This window comes from Bradyrhizobium sp. MI1.3 (assembly GCF_055811695.1).
The window spans coordinates 110283-133558 of the sequence record NZ_JBVVPQ010000014.1; the positions used below are offsets into that span (position 1 = coordinate 110283).

The following is a 23276-nucleotide window of genomic DNA, read 5'->3' on the forward strand; positions in this document are numbered from 1 at the left end:
CGGCGGCGTTCAAACCCGATAAGGCAGCGATCCATTTCGATGGCGCGCCTCTAAGCTCACGCCCCTTTTGGCGCATTCGAGCAGGCGGCGCGCGCTTAAACAGCCCGAGTCGGCTCCCTCGACGATCAGCTCATCCCGCGTGTTTCTGCCGTGGGACTGCAATATGCGCGCCTTCACCTATGCTTATCCGACCACCAACACGATCGTCCCGAGATTGATCGATGATACGGACTGCGCGACAGAGAACAACTTTCAAGGCTTTGTTTGCCGGGCTTGCTCGCAGTTGCACTGGATGAACAGCAAGACTCGAAATTTCTAGGCAAGGACAAGAAATGAGGGACACTCCTTGGCTCGACGCGCGAGCTGAGCATGGAGAGACTGCAGAACGCTTCTCGGCCGAACGGCCTGCTTACCTTTTGACTGCGCCGAATTTATTGAGCGCACTCAAGCAATAGAGAAGCGCCTGACGAAGGCCGAACGAAATCTGCCGGACTACAAACTTTCGTATAGTCCTTCAAAACTCTTTCGAGGTGGGAGGTTTACCTCCGTACAGTTGAGCCATCGACGCAATACCTGTAGAGGTCCACACTTCGGCAGTTCGAGAGCGTGACGCTTCCGCATTTCGAAGAGCCAGCCGCGATTGACGTCGTCGATCGGGGAACGACATTAGCCTGCGCAGAGGAATCATTTGTTAAGCCAAGAGAGCAAACGGCGGGTCGCTCTAATCACCGGCGTGACCGGCCAGGACGGCGCCTATCTTTCCGAACATCTGCTGTCGCTCGGCTATGTCGTGCACGGCATCAAGCGGCGCTCGTCCTCGTTCAACACCGCGCGCGTTGATCATCTCTACCAGGATCCGCATGTCGGCGACGTGCCGTTCCTGATGCACTACGGCGATATGACGGATTCGAGCAATCTGATCCGCCTGGTGCAGCAGATCCGGCCGACCGAGATCTACAATCTCGCCGCCCAGAGCCACGTCGCCGTCAGCTTCGAGAGCCCGGAATACACGGCCAATGCCGACGGCATCGGCGTACTCCGCCTGCTGGAAGCGATCCGCATCCTCGGCATAGAGAAGGAGACGCGGTTCTACCAGGCGTCGACTTCGGAGCTCTACGGCCTCGTCCAGGAGATCCCGCAGAAGGAGACCACGCCGTTCTATCCGCGCTCGCCTTACGGCGTCGCAAAGCTCTACGGCTACTGGATCACGGTGAATTACCGCGAAGCCTATGGCATGTTCGCGAGCAACGGTATCCTGTTCAATCACGAGAGCCCGATCCGCGGCGAGACGTTTGTGACCCGCAAGATCACGCGCGCTGTCGCCCGTATCGAGGTCGGGCTGGAGGAGACGCTCTATCTCGGCAATCTCGAAGCCAAGCGCGACTGGGGCCATGCGCGCGACTACGTCGAGGGTATGCACAAGATCCTGCAAGCCGACAAGCCCGACGATTTCGTGCTCGCCACCGGCGAGATGCACTCGGTGCGCGAGATGGTCGAGCTATCGTTCGCCCAGCTCGGTCGCCGCATCGCATGGCGCGGGACAGGCGTCGAGGAGACCGGCGTGGACGAGATGAGCGGCAAGACGGTGGTGAAGATCGATCCGACCTATTTCCGGCCCAGCGAGGTCGATCTCCTCGTCGGCGACGCCAGCAAGGCGCGCGAGGTGCTCGGCTGGAGGCCGAAGCGGAGCTTTGCAGAGCTCGTCGCGGAGATGATGGCGAGCGATCTGGCGGTAGCAAAACGGGACGCGACGAGTGGCAAACGCTCCGTTTGAGCTGACAGGCAAGAGTGTCTACGTAGCCGGCCATCGCGGCATGGTCGGCAGCGCGCTTGCGCGCCGGCTGGCGCGGGAGGACGTCAAGCTCGTCACCGTGGACCGGCGCGAGGTTGATCTGTGCAACCAGGCGGCGGTGTCCGACTGGTTCGCAAGAACGCGGCCGCAGGTGATCTTCCTCGCCGCGGCAAAGGTCGGCGGTATCGTCGCCAACAACACGCTGCGCGCCGAGTTCATCTACGACAACATCGCGATCGCGGCGAACGTGATCCAGGCCGCGCACCAGAACGGCGCCGAGAAGCTAATGTTTCTGGGCTCGTCCTGCATCTATCCGAAACTGGCGCCGCAGCCGTTGCGAGAAGATGCGGTCCTGACGGGCCCGCTGGAACCGACCAACGAGCCCTATGCAATTGCAAAAATCGCCGGGATCAAGATGGTGGAGGCCTATCGCAGCCAGTATGGCAGCGACTTCATCAGCGTAATGCCGACCAATCTCTACGGCCCCGGCGACAATTATCATCCCGAACTGAGCCATGTCGTCGCGGCGCTGATCCGGCGCTTCCACGAGGCGAAGGTCGCGGGTGCCAAGAGCGTTGCCGTGTGGGGCACCGGCACGCCACGGCGCGAATTCCTCTATGTCGACGACATGGCAGACGCCTGCGTGTACCTGATGAAGACCTATTCGGGAGCAGAGCTGATCAACATCGGCACCGGCGAGGACGTCACCATCGCCGAGTTCGCGCGCGTCGTCGCAGAGATCGTCGGCTACAGCGGCGAGATCGCCTTCGACACCTCGCGCCCCGACGGCACGCCGCGCAAGCTGCTCGACGTCAGCCGCCTCGCAAAGCTCGGCTGGCGCGCGAGGACATGGCTTACAGATGGAATGCGGCAGACCTATCAGGACTTCTTAGCGGTATCGGCCAAATCGGACAAAGGAGAGAATCATGCAGCTGTTAATTGCTGACGGCGCTCATTGTCCGATTCCCAGAAAGTTGCTTCGGATCGTCTGGCGACTTCGATTGGGTTTCCGGTGTTGCTTTGAGCTCGCGCACGCCGAGTGACGCGTGCGCGATGGAAGGCCGGCACGACCACACCGGTCGATAAATAGCGAGCGAATTGGTCAGGCGCGTCTTGCGAGACGCTCTGTTTTGAAGTTGAGGTAAACTGGCTACCATGTGCGGAATTGTAGGCATCTTGGGGCGCGGTCCGGTCGCGGATCGCCTCATCGATTCACTTAAACGACTGGAATATCGCGGCTACGACTCAGCTGGCATCGGAACGCTCAAAGGAAATCACATCGAGCTTCGACGCGCCGAGGGAAAGCTGAAAAACCTTGAGACACGTGTTCGCCGCCATCCGCTTTCAGGCCATGTCGGGATTGGGCACACGCGCTGGGCTACTCATGGCAAGCCAACCGAACACAACGCTCATCCGCATGCAACGGACAATGTTGCGGTCGTCCATAACGGCATAATCGAGAATTTCCGGGAGCTGCGCGCGGAGCTGAAACAGCATGGCGCCTGTTTCGCCTCTGAAACAGACACGGAGGTGGTGGCGCATCTCATCGAGTCTTATCTGAAGAATGGCAGCTCGCCGCAGGAGGCAGTAAAAGCGTCGCTGCCGCGGCTAGTGGGCGCGTTTGCGCTTGCAATTCTGTTCAAGGGCCGACACGACCTCATGATCGGTGCGCGCAAGGGCTCACCACTCGCGATCGGGCATGGCGAAGGCGAAATGTATCTCGGATCGGATGCTATCGCGCTCGCGCCCCTTACCGACTTGATTACCTACCTTGAGGATGGCGATTGGGCTGTGCTCAACCGCAACTTCAGCGTGGTCTACGACGCACAAGGCACAGTCGTCCGCCGGGATGTGGTGAACTCTGGCGCGTCGTCGGCACTCGTCGATAAAGCGAACTACCGCCACTTCATGGCGAAGGAAATCCACGAACAGCCAGAGGTGATCGGGCAGACGCTGGCGCATTACGTCGATATTGCCCGCGAGAGCGTGGCACTGCCGCAGGAGCTTCCGTTCGACTTCAATGAGATCGGACATATCTCGGTCACGGCTTGCGGTACGGCAGGCTACGCCGGCCACATCGCCAAATACTGGTTCGAGCGGCTGGCTCGTATTCCGGTCGAGCTCGATGTCGCCTCCGAATTTCGGTATCGTGAGGCACCGATGCGCCAAGGAGATCTTGCTATCTTCATCTCGCAGTCAGGCGAGACCGCCGATACGCTGGCCGCGCTCCGCTACGCCAAATCGCAAGGCCTGCATACGCTCTCGATCGTGAACGTACTCAGTTCGACCATTGCGCGCGAAAGCGGGACAGCATTGCCGACACTCGCGGGGCCCGAAATCGGTGTTGCCTCGACCAAGGCGTTCACATGCCAGCTGGTCGTCCTGGCGGCGCTGGCGGTCGCTGCCGGCAAGGCCCGCGGTGAATTGTCGGAGAGCGACAGCATCGATCTGCTACGCGAGCTGATCGAAATTCCTCGGCTCGTTTCAGCGGCGCTGGCCAACGAGCCGCAGATCGAGAAGCTCGCACGCGACATCACCAAATCGCGTGACGTGCTATATCTTGGTCGCGGCACGTCGTTTCCACTGGCCATGGAAGGGGCACTGAAGCTGAAGGAGATATCCTATATTCACGCCGAGGGCTATGCGGCCGGGGAGCTCAAGCACGGCCCGATCGCCTTGGTCGACGAGAGTGTTCCCGTAATCGTCATCGCTCCTTCCGACCGGGTGTTCGAAAAGACCATCTCGAACATGCAGGAGGTCGCTGCACGCGGTGGCAAGATTATCTTGATAACGGACGCCAGGGGAGCCGCAGACGTGTCCATGGATTCACTCGCGACGATTGTGTTGCCGGAGATGGGTGCGACATTCACCTCGATTGTCTATGCGATTCCGGTGCAGCTCCTAGCCTACCACACGGCCATCCTCATGGGCACGGACGTCGACCAACCCCGAAATCTCGCGAAATCGGTCACCGTCGAATAAGGCAAAGTGATGCGACCTCGGTTATCGTGGTCAGATTCCGAATGCGCAAGCCGCGGTCAGATCGACTCACGATGTGCCGCCCATTTCCAGGCCCCTATGCCGCCGAGGCTTGTGCCTGTTCTTGCCCTGTTTACGGAGACGCCGGGTTTGGATCGCATACGAAGCGGAGCGCCACTTGAAGTACGAGGCGCGCCTCGCTCGACGACAACGGGGCTGTTTACAAGCATGGCCATCGGCGCCGCGCTTGATCGCCGGCGCGCTCACAAAATCCTATTCGGCGAACCTCCGGTTAACTTTGAGCATATCGACATCGCTGGAGATCGGGCGGGATAATAGCGCAGTTCGGCCCAATCGCAGGCTCGCGAGCTGTTCTAGCACGACATCTCACGGAGCTCCTCGCTGCGGCTTGTATGCCACCGATCTCGTCCTTCCCCTTTCACTGCATATCGGTACGCTTGATGAGAACTTCGGCCACGCCAAAGACAACAACCTTGTCGCCGACCTTGGCGCCGAGAATTGCCCGAGGGTTCAGTAGCTTGAGAGCCACTCCTGCTGCACGAGCGGAATAACGAGCGAAAATTGTGAGGGTTTGCGGCAATTGCCGAAAATATGCCGGAAACGTCAGGCGCTTACGGCTTGGTCGACAGTGCCCTGATGACCGATTCGCGGCCATGAAACTGCACGCGGCTGCGGTGAGATTTTCTCCGGAAGCGGCCATTTCAAAATCGAGAGGAAACTCGCCATGTCACCAGCGCCCATTGCGCACGCCTCAAATGCCAAATCGCGCATTGGCGCCATCTTACGTGCCACGAGCGGCAACTTCCTCGAGCAGTTCGACTTCTTCTTGTTCGGGTTCTACGCCAGTGCCATCGGAAACGCGTTCTTTCCATCAGGAAGCGAAACCGCTTCACTGCTTAACACCTTCGGTGTGTTCTGGCTGGGTGCCTTGATGCGACCTGTTGGTGCGATCGTGCTTGGAGCCTATATTGACCAGATTGGCCGTCGGCAAGGCCTGATCATCACGCTTTCGATCATGGCCATTGGCACCATCATCATCGCCTTTTGTCCGGGCTATGCGACGATCGGCATTGCCGCACCTGCGATCGTGCTGTTCGGACGGCTGTTGCAGGGCTTTTCTGCCGGCGTTGAGGTTGGTGGTGTTTCCGTTTACCTCTCCGAGATTGCCACTCCGGGCAACCGCGGCTTTTACACATCTTTCCAGTCCTCGAGCCAGCAGGTTGCGATCTTTGTCGCGGCCCTTATCGGATATTTTTTGAGCGAAGCACTTCCGGCCGAAATGGTTGCCGCTTGGGGCTGGCGGATCCCGTTCTTCCTTGGCTGCTTGATCGTACCGCTTATCTTCTTCCTGCGCCGGACGCTGGAGGAAACTCCGGAGTTTCTGGTCATGAAGAACCACCCGACGGCCCGCGAGATCTTTGCCTCCACACTTGCGAACTGGCGCATCGTCATTCTCGGCATGATGATCGCGATGCTGACGACCACGACCTTCTATTTCGTGACGGTGTACACGCCTACGTTCGGCAGGCACGTATTGCAGTTGTCCTCGCAGAACACGCTGTTGGTGACGCTCTTGGTCGCGGTGACGAACTTCATGTGGAACCCAATTGGCGGCGCGATTTCCGACAGAATCGGCCGGAAACCGGTCCTGCTGACCATTGCCGGCCTAGCCTTGGTGACTGCATATCCGGCGTTGTCTTGGCTTGTAACGGACCCAAGCTTTGGCAAGATGCTGATCGTGGAGATGATGTTCTCGTTTTACTTTGGCACCTATAGCGGCGCCATGTTGGGCGCTCTGGTCGAAATCGTGCCGAAGCACATTCGCACAACTTGCTTTTCTTTGGCGTTCGCACTCGCCGCGGCTCTGTTTGGCACGTTTACGCCGCTTGCATCGACTTGGCTGATCGACCGGACAGATGACAAGGCGTCGCCCGGTTTCTGGTTGATGTTTGCGGCTTTGCTCGGCATTATCGCCGCGCTCACGATTTATCCAGGAAACACCAAGAGAGTTGCGAAAGCCGTTGCGACCCGAGCGGCCTAACTTGGCGGTAAGCGCGCAATTTACCACGCGTTAGCACGCGCGCCCGCGGGACGTTGGGGGCCGAAGGCTGAACTGAAGTTGGTGCGCGACTATCCCTGCGGTGATTTTCACGATGCTGCGCGGCCGTTCTGGCGATCACGGTTCTTCCTATGTGATCTGGGGCAGTATAGGGACGAGCTGGCGGTGATGTTGACCGGGAAAGGCTTAGCTTATCAGCCAACCTCGATTCCGTCCGGTGGTCGGACGGTGCGCTGCCCGCACTTGCAGTTGCGTGAAACACGGCGGATTTCGCGCGAGGACTGGGATCCCTCGTGCGAGCTCCACGCTCTGATATTCTGTGCGGCCGCCACAAAACTCGAAGGCGCACATCCTCGGGCTGCGTGAATTCCCCAGCGGACTGGTCGTCTCGCAGGTAGCGACAAACGTTAGCGTAGCGGGCCGTCTTGTATCCTGGTCCGATACCGACCTCTCGGCGCTCGGGTACGCAGGTTGAAGGCTCACCTTCTTGTCGCATCTGGCGGGGAGTGGTCGAGAAGTTTGGTCGTGCCTGTACAACGAGCGATGGGCCAATGCGTAACCAGACCCAGGCTGTTGCTCGCTGCGCTCGATCAGCCGTGACCTCACGCACCGCGAGCTTGCGCAGATGAGGCGAGCTGTGCGAGCTCCGTTTCGAGCATAGGGTTGCGCTTGAACATAGCGTCGATCAATGCTTGGGCCGGCTGCTCGGCCGCCTCCACCCACGTCGCCTTCTCCGCTCGCGCGGAGGGCGCGAACACACGCTTGACCACGGTCGGCGATCCCCTCAGACCGCAATTGGCCATGTCATCCACGCCAGCACTTTGGGCGCTCCATTTTACGATTGTGGTGCGGGCGGCACGCAACGCATCTATCATTGCGCCGCGGCGAATTTGATTTGTTGCCTCTAACATGCTGACGAGACACGGCAGCTTGGAACCCAACACCTGGACGCCCCCTTCGCAGCGCCGTTCGGCCTCGATGGTCCGTAGCTTGAGGTCCAACGCTTTGATCGTGGAAACATAAGTGAGCTGCTGGACCCCGAGCCGCCTTGCAATGCCAGGTCCCACCTGCGCCGTATCGCCGTCGATCGTCTGCTTGCCGGTGAATATGACGTCCGGTGGGCCATATTCCTTGCCGATGTTGCGAATCGCGCTCGCCAACGCGTAACTCGTCGCCAGCGTATCCGAGCCCGCGAAGCTACGGTCGGTGAGCAGGACAGCGCGATCGGCACCAAATGTCAGTGCCTTTCGGAGAGATTCTTCGGCCGACGGCGGTCCCATTGTCAGGACGGTGACTTCGCCGCCGAATTGATCTCTTAGCTCGAGCGCAGCTTCCAATGCGAAGAGATCATAGGGGTTGATGATTGTCGGCACGCCCTGGCGCATGATCGTGTTCGTAACAGGGTGCACGCGGATTTGCGCGGAGTCGGGGACTTGTTTGATGCAGACGATGCTGTGCATGTACTTCTCCTAAGATGCCGAGCCGACTCCCGACGCAGCAAATGTCATACCATCCAAGGCATTTCGCCAACGAGGAATGAATGCAGGCTGACGACGAGCCGGTTGTCGCAACTGCGATGGTTTACGCACCGGCGTGATCTCAAGCTGATCGGAGTCAGGGGCGGCAACGGAGCCGCAGCGATCACGCGCCGCTTCGACGCCAAAGCCATTTTCAGGGCGCGTAGGTTGCAAACAGACGATGACAAGACTGGGCTAAGCGAAGACGCCCTACGCGTCGCCGGCGAGTAAATCCCAACCCAAGGCACACGCTAGCATCCCGATCATGCATCCGAGCTGGCGACCGCCCTCTTTTCCACGCTCTCCTATGCCAGTCGGCCGAGCGAGAGAGAGAGGAGCGAGCTCGACGCTTGGCTCAGAAGCGTTTGATCTCGATGCCGTGTCTTCGCAAGGCGTAGCCAATCTGGCGTGGGGTCAGTCCAAGCAGGCGCGCCGCCTTCGCCTGTACCCACCCGGATCTTTCCATGGCTGCGATGACGCGCTCGCGATCGGTGACTTTCGCGGCACCTACCACGGGGCGCCCAGGCGGCCCTAGCGGCGTCAGCTCGCTGCTCACCGGCCGAACGGGTGTCGCGGCTTCCGTTGCCGGCATGCTCAGCCTCGCGGGCGGTGCGATTGTCGGGCTCGGCTGTCGCGCCACTTCCGCCGGTCCACCCTTCCATAGCAAGGCCGACAGGCATTGCCCATGGCAGCACGCAAAATCATCTCTTACGATCGACGATCCTAGCGCTAGCGTCGCGGTCCGCTGCACGCAGTTTTCGAGCTCACGGACGTTGCCGGGAAATCCGCAATTCATGAGGACCTCAATCGCACTTGAATCGAATACCAGGGCACGGCCGTTCTCATCGTTGAAGTTCTTCAAAAAACGAGCAGCGAGAAGCGGAATATCAGTGCGTCTTTCGCGCAGCGGCGGCAATAGCAGAGGAACCACGCTGATGCGGTAATAGAGATCGGCACGAAACTCGTTCCTGGCCACCGCCTCTTCAAGATTCTTGTTCGTGGCCGCAATCACGCGGACGTCGACTTTGATCGTCTGATTGCCGCCCACCCGCTCGAATTCCTGCTCCTGAAGCACGCGCAGGAGCTTCGCCTGGAACGAGCCCGAGATCTCTCCAATCTCATCCAGAAACAACGTTCCCTTGTCGGCGATCTCGAAGCGCCCCTTGCGCGCGTTGAATGCGCCCGTAAACGCCCCCTTCTCGTGTCCGAACAATTCGGATTCCAGCACCGTCTCTGTGAGGGCTGCGCAATTCAGCTTGATAAAGGGGCGTTTGGCGCGCGCTGAACGCTCGTGAATAGCCTTCGCGACCAGCTCTTTGCCGGTACCCGATTCGCCACGCAACAAAACCGTGCTATTTGATTTTGAGATCACCTCGATCTTGTCAAGTAGCGCGCGCAGCGCCGGGCTGTCGCCGATAATTCCCTCGACTTGGACCTTCTTACGGTCCCGCCCATGAGGCTTGAGTTCGGAAAGTTGCTTCTGCAGCCGGAACTCCTCGTCCATAAGGCGCCCGCGATCGCGCACAAACGAGCAATGCAGTTTCGTCGTCTGGCCTAGCAGGCTGGCGACCATCGTCAGAAGGCGGAGGTCGTCCTCGAGCTGCGCACGCGTCCCATTGTCCGCGATGCGGTCAATGCTCAGCGTACCCACAACTTTGCCGTCAACATCTATGGGAACGCCGATGAACGCAACACGCGTATGACCGCCGGCATTTAGCATATCGACCTCCGAAGAACTGAAGGCCGAATGCAGCGCTAGATTCTCCACGATGAGCGGCTGCCCCGACGCGACGATTTGATCGATTGCTCCTTGCGGCAAGCGCACCCGGCAGCGCGCGTCGCGGTCTTCGCTCCTGCCGTCCTCTACGATGATCTCCGGCCCGCCGTCATGCTCGAACAGACATACGATGCCGCGCCGCATCCGCACGAGCGATCCCAGGCGCTCGATGACGCTCGCCAGCTTAGCCTCGAGCCGACATAGGCCAGTGAGCGTGTGCGCTATTTCAACGATCGTGCTTAGCGATTTCTCTTGGGACCGCACAATACAAGCGGAAGCGTCCGCGTCGGAGGTTGAGTTTGGCTTTTCGCGCAGGGAAATGCTGTCTAGCATCACGACTTCTCCGTTCCTTTCTCGATCCTCCCCATCGGACTTGTTGGATTCGTGTTGCATGCCCGATCTGACATCCTGTTCTCAGGGCGGGACGAGAGATTACCCCTCTTCATGGCACGTCGGCAGCACTTAGAGTAACTCGCTTTGCCGCTTTGTTTTCCAACTCGCTGCGCGGATTCACCCCGGCCAACATGACTTCCATCGATGAAGCTCAGAACAGCCGGGGCTCTTGGGGGCTGATTGAATTATAAGTGTTGCCCGCCATTGATCGGCACTTCGGCGCCGGTGACATAACTTGCCGCATCTGAACATAGGAAGAAAATGACCTTGGCGACCTCTTCGGGTGTACCCACTCGGCGGAGTGGGATCTTTGGCACAAGATGCGCTTCCGTGTCAGGCGACAAAATGCCCGTCTTGATTTCGCCGGGCGCGATCGCATTGACGCGAATGCCATGCGCGGCGTAATCGTGCGCCATTTCGCGCGTGAGACAAGCGAGCGCAGCTTTCGAAGTCGCATATGCCGAGCCAGCAAATGGATGCACCCGCGAGCCGGCGATCGACGTCACGTTGACGATCGAGCCTGACGCCCTTTTCAATTCGTCGAACAGGCCTTGAGCGAGTAGGATCGGTGCCACCAGATTGAGGTGGAACACGCTCATCCAGGTGTCGACTGAGGTCGCCAGCGATGTCAGCCTGGTACCGTTTGCCGCTTTTGGTGAGTTTCCGGCATTGTTTACCAGTCCGTGCAACGGTGCGCCAGCAAGGCGCTCCTTGATCTCGGCAATCACGCGCGGCAGCATCCGATGATCGCCCAGGTCGACTTCGATATAGCTGTCGCCCTCTGAGTCTGATGGGCGACGCGCCGCGTCCAATGGTTGGCGCGCGCAAGAAATGATGCGCCAACCGGCTTTCGAAAACAATTTTCCGGTGGCGCGACCGATACCGCGCGATGCCCCGGTCAATACCAGCGTCTTTCGCTCACGCAGCGGACGGCCCGCTCGATCGGCGTGAATTGGACCGCTAGGGTCCGTTTCCGACGATTGAGGTGCGACCGCTTTGTCATCTGGTAGATCTAGATTCACACGCGGCTCCCTTCCGCTCCCATCGGCTGTGCACCTGGTGCAGGATCCGGGCCAAAGCGACGCAGGGCATAAGGGGCGCACTTTTGCGACAAATGGCAGGTTCTGAACATCTGGCCTGTTTGCTTTTCGACAACAGCAACGCCGCGTCAAGCCACCACGGCCCGTTGACCGCGTCGCACTCCAGGGGTGGTCTGTGGCTCATTCGAATTGGCGGAGATAGTTTAGCTGCCTTGTGCGGAGATCAGGATCGATGGCCAGTTCGTTCAATTTTCTCGGTTGGACGCGCCGCCGCAGATGCGGCTCTGGTTCGACATCGGTGGGCTGGGGCTCGTGCCGTTGATCAGATGCGGTCGAAAGTATTTCGCAACCAGCGCATGAACAAGGCCGTCGTCCAGAAGACGAGCTGACCGCGAAGGGATTAACGCAGAAACGGCGATACGTCTACCTGACGCGCGTCCTTGCTGCTGGGACATTCTGACGTGACCGTCTGCTACGTCAGATTCCTCGGCGGCCCGGGCCACCATTGCCGTGCTCTTCACCGCGTGGCCGCCGATGGCGGTTTCGGCCCGGCGATGCCGGGACCCTAACCTTTTCTCCGGCCAGTCGACTTACACGTCGCAGTCCGACATATCCCGGGACAAGGCCGCCGATGCTCGCCGGGATTGGCCTACGCTTCGCCGGGCATTCGCTGTACCACTGCATCCCGGCAGTGCGTCGGTCAGCTCTCAGCTGCGGACGTTGCGAAACCCGATGCTGTGGAAGCCAGCAGTGTCAGGCCGACGATCTAGGCGACGATTGCGCAGGTTCAGATTCGCGGCACCTCATGAAGCCGCGAAATGCTCGTATGGATTATCGACCAGGGTCAACTGCTCCGGGTTGCTCAGATCGAATTCAATAATGCGTGGCACGAGCAGACGGGCATAGCGCGTAAAGGCGCTGGTGGGGGGAAAGCGGATCACGGTGGCGCATCGCGCAAGAAGATACATGTCGATGAGCGCGGAAGCTCCACCTTCAATTCCCATTTCCGCACTATGCAACGGCCCTGCCAGATCGGCATGGAACCGTTTTGGTACGGCGAAGATATCGGGAAACAGACCCGATATGTGATCGAGCACCTGTGCGCTATCCGTGCACAGGAAGATCTTAACAGGCTTTGGATATGGCAAAGCCATGGCTTTACGGACTGCCATGCAGACCTGACGAAGAGCGAGCTCCGAATCGGCCCAGTACGGAGCATGCCCCATGATATCTTCGCCATTGCCGTGCCGAACATGAACGCCGATGATACTATGGCCGCTAAAGTGTTGCTCATACAAGTCCTCGATCCGCGCTCGAATCTCAGACCTGAGTTTGATGTTTCGGAAGATCAGTCGTTCGGCTTCCTCATCACAACGCCACATCAGGCAAGCGTCACAGACAATGGTGTTGGCCTCGTTATCGTCTCCTGCTTGGAACAGCTCAGTCAGTTCGTCACGTTCTCGGAAGATCTGCTCGTCCGGACGATTGATACAGTCGATCGATGGCCTATTCCACCACGGCGGGAAGAACGGGCCGGGAAACGAGAGCTGGTTGACCCTGTCATCGCAAATCACCGGCACGCCAGCGATCTCCTCAACCGGCTCGAAGAACACCGGAAAGGCATTGCTGAACGGTTCGTCGACATAACAGGAACCGCGCCAGTCAATAACGAGCGTTCGCCCGGTCCGCTGCGCGTACGACCAGGCTGATGCCAACGACCAGAGGCAATCACCAAAGCCGGTGCGCCTCCGAGAAACAACAAAGCGTTCCTTCGTCACGTTATCAAACCCTTCTCGTTGCGCGAGTGTGGCGCACCAACTCATCTGCGATGCCGATCCACGCCGGGCGCTGGTCACCTGGACGCAAGTCACCCAACCCGCAAACTCATCCTGCACGGCACTGCGATTGGCAGGTCATGCTAGAGGTGTCACATTACGCACCTTTTACGACGGCCCAGTCTGTGACGGATGCAGCCGAATACGACGCTGATCCCACAGCCCGCGCAGTTCGTTCAGGAGAGCTTCGCGCCTGGTCCTGTCGGACGTGACCCTGGCGAGAAGATCGGCCAGAACAGCTTCCTTCTCGATTTGCATCAGCATGTCGAATAGGTCATGCGAGACGCGTACGCTGTCATGGCTGGAGTGACCCAGGCGGATCTCGCAGATTGTCTCCTGGCGGTCTCGGCCCGCATGAGCGCGAACCCGGTAAAGAGATACATGGGGCGGCAGTGATACAGCGAGCGCGGTCCAGTTTTCGAGCGTTGTTGCCCGTTTTTTGATGAGGAATGACCCGACCACAAGGCCATCCAGCTCGGTCGACAAAAACGCCGTAATCGCATCGGCAACGGAATCTACGATCGGTTCGGCATTGTTGTTGAACGACGTATTAAGCAGAATCGGGACGCCCGTTCGAGCTTTGAACGCATTGATAAGTTCCCAATAGGCGGCATTGCTCGTGCGGGACACCGTTTGCAGCCGAGCCGTACCATCGATATGCGTGATCGCGCCCAGCAATGCACGCATGGATTCGCGCACGCGCACGACGAAATTCATGAAGGGATATTCTGCGCGACCATCCGGCAACTCAAAGAACGCGCCCGCATCCTCCTCGAGAACCGATGGCGCGAACGGTCGATAACTCTCGCGCTTCTTGACCATCGCGTTGATCCGGTCCTTGTTTGCCGCGGGCCTCGGGTCCGCAAGAATGCTGCGGTTGCCGAGCGCACGAGGGCCGAACTCGGACCGGCCCTGTACCCACCCGATCACAGCGCCATCAGCGATCCACTCGGCTGCTCTGGCTGCGACGTCAGCGGTCCGTTCAATCTCGAGGTGTCCGGCCCATCCCTTCAGTTCCTGTTCAATGCTGTCGTCGCTGCCGACATCGGGCCCCCAATAAACCGCCTGTAGTCGTTCGCGGGGCGGAGCCTGCCCGGCCTCCTTCGACACCATCAGCGCCGCACCCAATGCGCATCCGGCATCATGCGAGGCCGGCTGCACAAAAATCTCTTCGAATAACCCTGAGTACAGCAGTTTTCCGTTTAGCGTGCAGTTGTGGGCTACCCCGCCAGCCAGGCACAGCCGTTTCATTCCGGTCTGCTCACGATAATGCCGAAGAATGTGAAAGACGATCCGCTCCAGCGCCTCCTGCAATGAAGCGCTCACATCTCGGTGTTGTTGCGTGAACGGCATTCCCTTTCGCCGGACCTCGATATTGCGCAGCAATGCCGGGCCGATACGGTCGAGGTGAACGCGGTAGGCACCGTTGGGGGAGAGCTCATAAAATTGGGAGAAAAGCTCGCGATAGCGAGCGGGATCTCCATAAGGAGCCAATCCCATGACCTTATATTCGTCGAACAGGCCGTAGCCGAGGTATCGGATCGTTTCCAGATAGAACAGTCCGAGAGAGTTGGTCTCTGGAAACGTCATGAGCTCGGTCATTTCGGTGCCCGACCCCACCGCCAACAGACCCGAGAGGAAGTCGCCACAGCCGTCGATCGCGAGAACCAGACTCTCTTCAAAGCCGGACATTGCCAAAGCGCTTACGGCATGGGCCTGATGATGGCCTACGAATGACACCCGCGAAGGGTCAACTTGGGTACCGAACTCTGCCGCGAGAAGGTGCCGCAACAGGAGATTCGCATCCAGCGGAATTGAGATCTCAGGCTGTGAGATGAACAACCGTTCGAGCATCGAATTGCAGTAGGCTTCAGTCGCGTAGAACGCAATACGATCGACGTCGCGAAGCTCCACGCCTGCGGCTGCTAGACAGTATTCTATCGCACTACTCGGAAGCTTGTTTGAATGTTTGATTCGGTTGAGACGCTCCTCTTCGACGGCAGCGATCACGCGACCATCCTTGACGAGCACCGCGGCGCCGTCGTGCAGAAACGTGTTCGGTAGTTGCAGGGGGTTTTCATAGACCCTGTCAAGCCCGCCACTCAATCCTAGACACAGCATGTTGTTCTCCGTTCATTCTGAGAGGTCTGTTGACCTATTTCGTATCGCTCGCTTGGCGAGTAGGCCGCACGTCGCCGCGGGGCCGCAGTCATCGCCAACGAAACGAGGCTCATATAAGCGTCGGCCGCGACTCGAACATTCGTTACGTCCGGTATCTGATCTCGCACGCGCGACGCTTCGCTTTAGGTCTTATTCCTCTTACCGCATCAGGCGTTGCCGAAGCAGCGCGGCCGAGACGATGAAGGGCAACGCTGCGCAGATGCAAAGTGCGCCCACATGCAAACCGACGCTGTCGACCGGCCGACCGAGCATTGCTGGACGAATGAGATCGACCGAATGTGTCAGGGGCAACAAGGCCGCTATGCGTTGAAATGAACCCGGTAACTGGCTGATTGGGAAGATCGCGCCACTCAGATACATCATGGGGGTGAGGATAAGTGATTGGTAGAAGATGAAATAGTCGTGGCTCGGTGCAAGAGCTGAAACGACCATTGCGAGGCTCGCGAAAGCAACGCCAGTGAGGGCGATCGCTGGTAACGCATAGGGAATGGACGACCACTCTGCATACCCCAGCGCGACGGCAACAATCGTGATCGCCGTCCCGGCGAGCAAGGCCTTGCTCGCTGCCCACGCCACTTCACCTAGAACAATGTCGCCGAGCGTAAGAGGCGTACAGAGCACCGCCTCCCACGTGCAACCTGTCTGCATGCGAGCGTAAGCCCCATAGATGGTTTCAAAGGTTGAGGAGACCATTGCGCTTGTGGCGACCATCCCAGCTGCCAGAAACGAGATGTATGAAGTCCCCTCAACGCCACCTACGATCATTCCAAGGCCAAAACCAAGACCGAACAGAGAGCTCATCGGCTCGGCCAGATTCCCAAGAATCGATGCCAGAGCGACTTTCCGCCAGACCAGAAAGTTGCGGCGCCATACCGCGATCCAGTTCCATGGATTAGCAGGAAGCGCGGGCGCAAAACGTTGCCACATCGTTCAGTCCTTCATCTCTCGCCCGGTTAGCCGCAAGAAGACATCCTCCAGATTTGGCGGACGCTGCAGAAGGCGGAGATCCGTACGGCTGGCAAGTCGGCGACGCACCTGCTCGGGATCCGTGACATAGCAGAACAGTGTCTCCCCGCTCACCTCGGCGTGCTGCACTGTGGTTCTGACCAGCGGCAGCAGCTCATGGGGATTACCACCGTAGATCTCGATCACCTGGCAGCCGATCTGCTGCTCGATCAGGACATGAGGCTGCCCTTCCGCGATTTTGCGGCCGTGTTCAAGCACGCACAGGCGATCGCACAATCGCTCCGCCTCTTCCATGAAATGGGTGGTCAGAAGGATCGTTTTGCCGCGCGCTAATAGCCAGCGCAAGCGTTCCCAGATGAGATGCCGGCCGTGCGGATCGAGGCCAGTCGTCGGCTCGTCAAGCACCAAGAGCTGCGGGTCGTTAATGAGGGCACGTGCCAGCGTCAGTCGCCGCTTCATGCCGCCGGACAGTTCGGCGACGCGCGCGTCCGCCTTGTTCTCCAGGCGGGCGAATTCGAGCAGTGACGGAGTCACCGTTTTGACCTCGGTCGCGCTCATGCCGAAGTAGCGACCGAAAACGAGCAAGTTTTCGCGCACGGTGAGCTGAAGATCGAGGTTATCGAACTGTGGGACAACCCCGATGCCCCGACGCGCCAAGGGCGCACGTGCCGGCACCGGCTCGCCAAGCACGTGGATCTTACCTGCGTCGGGCGATGCAACACCCAGGATCAATCGCGCAAGCGTGCTTTTACCCGCGCCGTTTGGTCCCAGCAGACCGAAGCACTCTCCGGGCGAGACCGTAAACGAAAGAGCGTCCACGACGGTCCGGTCCTTGTAGGACTTGCTCACCTCGAAAAGGTCGATTGCCGGGGTTGACATTTGCTTACGCGATCGCGACGGACGTTGTTCGCACCGCGTCCTTTGTTGCGTGCTTTTTCGTCCAAAGCAGGCCGTCACACCACACGTGATCGACGCGTCCCCACTGGCAGGCGGCGGCAGCATCCGGGAAAAAGCCGCGTCCATGCAAATTGGCGCTGGTATTGCAAAGCAGCGGAATGGCTGTGAGCTTCTCGTACGCGATGAGAAGCTCGACCACTTTATGCTGAGATGTTCTGGAAACCGTCTGTAGGCGAGCAGATCCATCGAGATGCACGACGGCGGGAATTTTGTCCCGCCATTCCGGTCGCGTCTGGTGATCGAACAGCATGTACGGATCGGGTACTCCAGGGCTAAAAATCTCCGCCGCACGATCCTCCAGGCATATCGGCGCTACCGGCCTGAAATGCTCTCGAAGCTTGACGTCGTTGAGATGGTCTTTCATTCCCTCCCAGCTCGCAGCCGCGAGAATGCTTCTGCCACCCAACGCACGTGGTCCGAGCTCGGCACGCCCGGCAAGGAAGATCACGGGCTGGTCACTCGCGAGGATTGCCGCAAGTTCGCCCATAGTGCAGGGCGCGCCGTCCCATCCGGGCGGGACTTCGCTGGGACGAACGGCCGGTCCACTGTAGACCGTCCATTCCAGAGCTCTAAAGCCTTGCTGTGCCGCCAGTGCAGAGCAAGCAGCACCGATCGCTGAGCCGCTGTCGTTCGGAAAGGGCGGCACCCACACGTCGTCGAACAGACCGGTCGCACGAAATGCACTATTCCACTTGATATTCAGGCCACAGCCGCCGGTTATGCAGAGGTTACGCACCCCCGCAAGATCCGAATGTCGCTGCACAACATCAGCAATTGTGCGAACCAGCAGACGCTCTAGAAAGACGTGAAATGACGCCAGGACGTCTTCGGCCTGCTTGGCCTTCAACCGCAGTGCGCACGCATCGAAGAAGTCGTGCAGAGCTTCAAGTGGCGATTTTGGGCTGTTGATCTGTGCAAGCTTATGGCAAGTGCCATCAGCATCCGTGGCAAAGTGCGCCTGATAAAGCTCCTGAAACGTCGCAATAATCTCCTCGTCGGGAGCTCCGAGAGCGATATAGGCCATCAGCTTGCCGGCGATGCCGAGATCCCAGCTGGTCCGGTCTGCCCGCCTGTAAGGTCCAAAGTGGTGTCCTGCCGTCGCATAGGCGTGGCCTATCATCGGAAACAGGCACTCGATGAACCGGATGCCGTTCGGCTCGACATGGTAGAGGCGCGGAAACATGCAGCCGTCCCACACCAAGCAGAAAGCAGATTGTGCGGATTTGGCAAACGAGCTGGTGCAGTATGCGGATGCTACGTGCCCGGTGACATGCGGATAGCTTCGATAGGGATATAGTTTCCCATCAAGCATAAGGCCGATGCGATCGCGGGACGCGAGGGGGCTATCGCCTTGGCGTTCGACATACGGCGCGCCCTTGAGCTTAACGGTCGTCGTCCCACTAAGGACTTCAAACTGGGATTCGAACTCTCCATCCCAGCCATCAATGACGAACTGATCGACATCGCTCGGATCTAGCCCGTGCTCCGCCAAGGCGCTAACAACGGAATCCAGGTTGTCGATGGTTTGATAACGCGGATTATTGTTCAGCTTCTCCTGCTCGACGCAGAACACCACTTGCCCGTCCTCAATCAGAGCGACGGCCCCGTCATGCGTCAACTTGATACCGCAGATACGCATAGTGGCTCCTCTCAGCCTCGGCCGTTGGGTGGGATCGAAGATGGCTCCGGATTCCGAAAGCGGACCAAAAGGCAGTCTTCGTCAGCCGACTGCCCCTGGCACTGCACGCGTTCGACCTCAATGAGCGCTTCAGTCAAAATCGTGATGACCGTCTCGGCGCCAGCGACATGCCCCCATCGCTTGCAGGTCGCATCACGTGCAGATCCGAAGACCAGACGACCACCCGGAGCAAGCATCTTGACCATGTTGTCGACTGCAGTACGCATTTGTGTCATGTCTTCGAGATAATAGAGAACTTCGGCGACCACGATCAGATCGAACCGCTCTGCGGCCGAGAACTGCAGAATGTCAGTCGCCGCCCAGCTGATATGCGACCACCTCTTGGTCCGCTGGACCGCTCGACCGATCGCTCGCGGCATAACATCGATGACCGTGAGCCGTTTGCAGTGAGGAGCAAGCTTCTCTGTAAACGCACCGGCCGCGCACCCGATTTCGAGGCCATTTGAGACGGCGCTGTTCGACAGCGACAGCCGCAGCAATTGGGTGTGACGCTCACGTTCGAACGGATTGTCGTCGAGCCGCCACGGATCCTCATTAGACAGCTCCCGTTCCAACGATTGATATGTCTGATGCACGTTCACGACCTAATCTCCTACAAAGCTGCTCACTCAGTCTCGGCCGCAATGCCATCCGGCGCGATCAGCTGCGATGGAGCGCGCGAAAGACCTGCCCTGCGAAGTGCGCCAGGCATTTCCGATCCGGGGTTAAGGCCTGGTCCAGTTGTCGCGTCTTCGGTCGAGCCCTTCGATTCATCAACGTCTGGTGATTTCGCTACTTTGCGAGAGAGCCAATCGCTGTTGCTCAAGGTACAGAGCGCATAGGCTTTCATCGGGAGCAGTAGGAAGATGTTGATGGGGGTGTGCAGCGAGAAGCCGAGAAATCGAAGCTCACCGGCACGAACGGCTGCCACGCTGCATCTTATCATCGTCATCGCAATGATGGTCAGACCGGTCCACCAGGGCACGGTGCCAGTGAGCGCAAGCTGAGCGAGCGCGGCAATCGATGAGATTGCGAGCAGCAGCGGCCCTAGGTTCTGTCCAACCACGTCGAGCGTGAGGTACCGATCGAGGCCGGGCAGCAGGTGCAAACCGAGCAGGGTGTCGCGGTAGGTGCTGCGTGCCCAACGGAGCTGCTGGCGCAGATACGGCAAGAGCGTGTCCGGGACCACCGTGGCGGCGATGGCGTCCGGAACGTACTCGGTTCGGAACCCTGCCTTGAGCATGAGGATGGTCAGATGACGGTCCTCACCGAAGTCGCTAGGTTTTCCCCGGAAGAACTGCGTCTCGTATTGCTCGAGCAGCAGCAGCAGCGCGGAGCGGCGGTACATGGCGCACGGCCCGCAGCAGCACATGACGGCGCCAAAGCGCGTCTGTGCCGCGCGCTCCTCGTTGCAAGCCAACCAGTACTCCATGTCGATCAATCGGGTCAGCCAGCTGTCGTTTCGGTTGCTGGCCTTCAATTGGCCCATGGCCGCGCCGACGGCAGGATTCTGCATCTTGCGCACGAGCTTGCTGACCACGTCGCTGTCGATTTCCGTGTCGGAGTCGACGTTGAGCACGAGATCGCCGAATGAGCGGCGAATCGCTGCGATCTGCGCCTTGCGTTTTCCAACATTGCTTGGCAGCAGAATGATGGTGAATCTCGGGTCATACGCGTAGCTCGCGTGGACCGCGGCCACTGCGCCGACATTTGCAGAGCCGTCGTCGACCACGTAGACCTGCAATCGCCCTGGGTAATCCTGACTTGCGATAGACTTCAGGCAGGCCGCCAGCGTGCGCGGGTCCTCGTTGAAGCAGGGCACGATGACATCGACGCTGGGCAGAGCATCGGCGTCGACCGGGTCGCACGGTGGCAGTGGAGCGTCGCTTCGCAGCGCATAAAGCGCCTGCGCGCTCTTGTGGACGCTGGAGAGCAACGCGTAGGAGGCAACAGCAGCGGTGCTGATGGTGGCAAGCAGGCTCATGGGAATCGATCTATTCAGTGAGGTTGAGGAAGCGACCGGATTGCAAATCCACGGTCATGCAGTGCTGGAATGAGTTGGGCGAGCGCCGTCACAGTCTGGTCGCGCCGACCAGCATGAGGGCAGCGTCCCAACTCGTCGGGAGGGCATCCGTCGTGCAGGAGCACGATTGCACCCGGCCGGACGGAGGCCAGCACCGCGGCAACAATCGCCTCGACGCCGGGACGAGACCAGTCTTGCGGGTCGACTGACCAGTGCAGGGCTGCCAGTTCGGCCTTCGCCGACGCGGCGAAGGCTTCCTTGCTCCAGATCCCGTACGGCGCACGCATGTGCCGCACAGAGGCTCCGGGGCAGGCCATTCCGATGACCTTATTCGTCGTGAGGATCTCGTATTCCACCTCATCCGCTATGCAATTGGCCAAGTCCGGGTGCGTCATTGTGTGGTTTGCGACCTCGTGCCCTTCTGCAATGATGCGCTGGATCAGCTGCGGCTGGGCCGCCGCGTATGCACCGATCACGCAGAAGGTGGCGGGCGTCCGATGCTGCGCCAGCACATCCAGGATAGCCGGCGTGCAAAGCGGGTTGGGACCATCATCAAAGCTCAGATAGACGCAGGGCTCACCGCCGGCCTCGGCGTAGTCGCTCCGCGCTTCAGTCAAGTCGTTTGTGGAGCTCACAGTTCTGGCCCGTTCCGTTCGATCATCTCACCGGCCGGCCATTCGCTCATGGGTCTCGCAATCGGCAGAACGAGGCCGACCACGTCCTCCACGCGCGTCGGAGGCACAGTGAGGTAGATGTCCGGACGAGCGGACCGGACCCGGAGCCCTGGCAGAATAGTCGCCAATCCCTGTCGCCCGAGCAGCCTGGTGATATGTTTCTGCAGGGCAGATCGGACCGTGCCAAAGCCGAACGGCACGCCAAGATCTCGCAATACAGGATACATCACACGGATGGAGTGGGTGATTCCGAGCCCCTCCAGATCCGGGCGTACCCCGTACAATCCGAGTTCAGCCACGAGCAGATCGGTCTCGCCAACTTTTATGAAGCGGCGCAGTGCGGCGATGTGAATCGCAATGCCACGATCATCGTAGCCGATTGCCCGAATCTCGGGCCTTGCGCCGGCCCAGCTTCGATGACCTTCAAACGGCTTTGCATTGAACTCCCCGGTCGGACCATAGGTCTTCCGGAAGAAGTCGGATAATTCAATATGGTCAGCAAGTTCAAGGTCATTCTCCCAGCACAACCTCCAACGGACTGGAGGGCGCGCCGAAACACCTCGTGTGGATTCGGGCGCGATCATGTTCATAGGGCGTCATTCCTGTTCGCTATCTGGCTGCTGACGCAGGCCAGCAGTTCGCTACCTTCGAAAGGCTTGCTCATGAACTGGAGTCCAGGGCCTCGCCTGACATCGTGTTCGGAGTGGCCTGTGAGCAGAATAGTGGGACTCGCGCCTCCGGATGCAACCAGATGATCGAAGAGCTCGAGGCCACTCATCGCGCTCGAGTGCATGTCCGCGCTCAAGCACGACGTGATCGAACGGCGGTCTGATTTCGAGAACCCCTCTGCGCTCGCGAATGGTTCAGGCACGTAACCTGCGGAAAACACCATATCCGTCAGAGCTTCACGCACTGACTGATCTGCATTCCTAATCGCGACCACATCGCGCGTGTGCGCAACTTTCATCAGATTCGCCAAGGACGCCTTCGCTTGCATGTTCCGCACGATTTCACCGCCGCAAGGACGCAACCCATTCGGATGCGACCAAGGCACATTTGGCACCCGCAACCGGAGGGGTGCGACCGGACGGCAATCTACGGCGTGGTTGAGGGTTCGCTCAATTCTACGGCGGTACACGGTGGATATAGAATGGGTTGGCGAAGCCATACGATGGTTTGCTCGTCGTATACGCCCACGCAACTTTGCGGATTCCGATCGTGCTAGCTCACCGGAATATGGCTTGCGCAACACGCGCGAAACTGCGACCGCACGATCGAGACGTCTTGATTGATACCTAGCGCTGGGCTGAGACGCGCAACGATTTGTAACCATTATGATGGATCTGACATCTCGCTAAACTATCGTTTGCTATCCTCATTCGGT

General features: G+C 59.3%; 17 protein-coding genes. 4 read left to right on the forward strand and 13 right to left on the reverse strand.

Translation table 11 applies throughout. The features are described 5' to 3' along the window. Positions 1–688 precede the first annotated feature (688 nt). The 3 genes from gmd to glmS all read left to right on the forward strand — a co-directional run bounded on the left by gmd (position 689) and on the right by glmS (position 4774). Positions 689–1774 (forward strand): GDP-mannose 4,6-dehydratase, encoded by a 1086-nt coding sequence (gmd, locus tag AC0L3A_RS13170; protein WP_456766026.1) that lies wholly within the window; start codon positions 689–691, stop codon positions 1772–1774. Beyond that, a complete protein-coding gene (fcl, locus tag AC0L3A_RS13175; RefSeq protein ID WP_473254501.1) occupies positions 1755–2738 on the forward strand; it encodes a GDP-L-fucose synthase in 984 nt (327 codons plus the stop codon). The genes gmd and fcl overlap by 20 nt, the downstream gene beginning before the upstream one ends. 209 nt (positions 2739–2947) lie before the next feature. After that, a complete protein-coding gene (glmS, locus tag AC0L3A_RS13180) occupies positions 2948–4774 on the forward strand; it encodes a glutamine--fructose-6-phosphate transaminase (isomerizing) (protein ID WP_456766028.1) in 1827 nt (608 codons plus the stop codon). A 436-nt stretch (positions 4775–5210) separates the two neighbouring features. Here glmS and AC0L3A_RS13185 read toward each other — a convergent pair whose 3' ends face one another. Beyond that, positions 5211–5492 carry a hypothetical protein gene (locus AC0L3A_RS13185; RefSeq protein WP_456766029.1) on the reverse strand — a complete coding sequence of 94 codons (282 nt, stop codon included), beginning with the start codon at positions 5490–5492 and terminating at the stop codon, positions 5211–5213. A gap of 24 nt (positions 5493–5516) precedes the next feature. Here AC0L3A_RS13185 and tcuC point away from each other — a divergent pair, with 24 nt between their 5' ends. Then, positions 5517–6833 carry an MFS transporter gene (gene tcuC, locus AC0L3A_RS13190; RefSeq protein WP_456766030.1) on the forward strand — a complete coding sequence of 439 codons (1317 nt, stop codon included), beginning with the start codon at positions 5517–5519 and terminating at the stop codon, positions 6831–6833. 620 nt (positions 6834–7453) lie between these two features. On the opposite strand, the gene AC0L3A_RS13195 is transcribed toward tcuC, so the two are convergent. The 12 genes from AC0L3A_RS13195 to AC0L3A_RS13250 all read right to left on the reverse strand — a co-directional run bounded on the left by AC0L3A_RS13195 (position 7454) and on the right by AC0L3A_RS13250 (position 22482). Beyond that, positions 7454–8311 carry an electron transfer flavoprotein subunit beta/FixA family protein gene (locus AC0L3A_RS13195; protein ID WP_007605808.1) on the reverse strand — a complete coding sequence of 286 codons (858 nt, stop codon included), beginning with the start codon at positions 8309–8311 and terminating at the stop codon, positions 7454–7456. Positions 8312–8723: 412 nt separating this feature from the next. After that, positions 8724–10538 (reverse strand): nif-specific transcriptional activator NifA, encoded by a 1815-nt coding sequence (gene nifA, locus AC0L3A_RS13200; protein ID WP_456766031.1) that lies wholly within the window; start codon positions 10536–10538, stop codon positions 8724–8726. Between the two features lie 185 nt (positions 10539–10723). After that, positions 10724–11560, reverse strand: coding sequence for an SDR family NAD(P)-dependent oxidoreductase (locus AC0L3A_RS13205; RefSeq protein WP_473254502.1), 837 nt, complete (start codon positions 11558–11560; stop codon positions 10724–10726). An 821-nt stretch (positions 11561–12381) separates the two neighbouring features. Beyond that, positions 12382–13401 carry a nodulation protein NodZ gene (locus AC0L3A_RS13210; RefSeq protein ID WP_456769716.1) on the reverse strand — a complete coding sequence of 340 codons (1020 nt, stop codon included), beginning with the start codon at positions 13399–13401 and terminating at the stop codon, positions 12382–12384. Positions 13402–13521: 120 nt separating this feature from the next. Further along, the gene (locus AC0L3A_RS13215) at positions 13522–15534 is read right to left on the reverse strand and encodes a carbamoyltransferase family protein (RefSeq protein WP_456766033.1); all 2013 of its coding nucleotides are present in this window, start codon (positions 15532–15534) and stop codon (positions 13522–13524) included. 198 nt (positions 15535–15732) lie between these two features. Next, positions 15733–16521, reverse strand: a complete 789-nt coding sequence (locus AC0L3A_RS13220) for an ABC transporter permease (protein WP_204513569.1) — start codon at positions 16519–16521, stop codon at positions 15733–15735. A gap of 3 nt (positions 16522–16524) precedes the next feature. Then, positions 16525–17439 (reverse strand): nodulation factor ABC transporter ATP-binding protein NodI, encoded by a 915-nt coding sequence (gene nodI / locus AC0L3A_RS13225; RefSeq protein ID WP_259219162.1) that lies wholly within the window; start codon positions 17437–17439, stop codon positions 16525–16527. A gap of 4 nt (positions 17440–17443) precedes the next feature. Continuing rightward, positions 17444–19156, reverse strand: a complete 1713-nt coding sequence (nodU, locus tag AC0L3A_RS13230) for a nodulation protein NodU (RefSeq protein WP_473254503.1) — start codon at positions 19154–19156, stop codon at positions 17444–17446. Between the two features lie 11 nt (positions 19157–19167). Then, complete coding sequence (gene nodS, locus AC0L3A_RS13235) at positions 19168–19797, reverse strand: nodulation methyltransferase NodS (protein WP_473254504.1); 630 nt, start codon at positions 19795–19797, stop codon at positions 19168–19170. 23 nt (positions 19798–19820) lie between these two features. Beyond that, positions 19821–21179: a chitooligosaccharide synthase NodC gene (gene nodC / locus AC0L3A_RS13240; protein ID WP_473254505.1), complete on the reverse strand. Its 1359-nt coding sequence runs from the start codon at positions 21177–21179 to the stop codon at positions 19821–19823. Between the two features lie 14 nt (positions 21180–21193). Next, positions 21194–21853, reverse strand: coding sequence for a chitooligosaccharide deacetylase NodB (gene nodB / locus AC0L3A_RS13245; RefSeq protein WP_204513564.1), 660 nt, complete (start codon positions 21851–21853; stop codon positions 21194–21196). Next, entirely contained in the window at positions 21850–22482 is a 633-nt protein-coding gene (locus AC0L3A_RS13250) for a NodA family N-acyltransferase (RefSeq protein WP_085393966.1), read from the reverse strand. The genes nodB and AC0L3A_RS13250 overlap by 4 nt, the downstream gene beginning before the upstream one ends. Between the last annotated feature and the right edge of the window lie 794 nt (positions 22483–23276).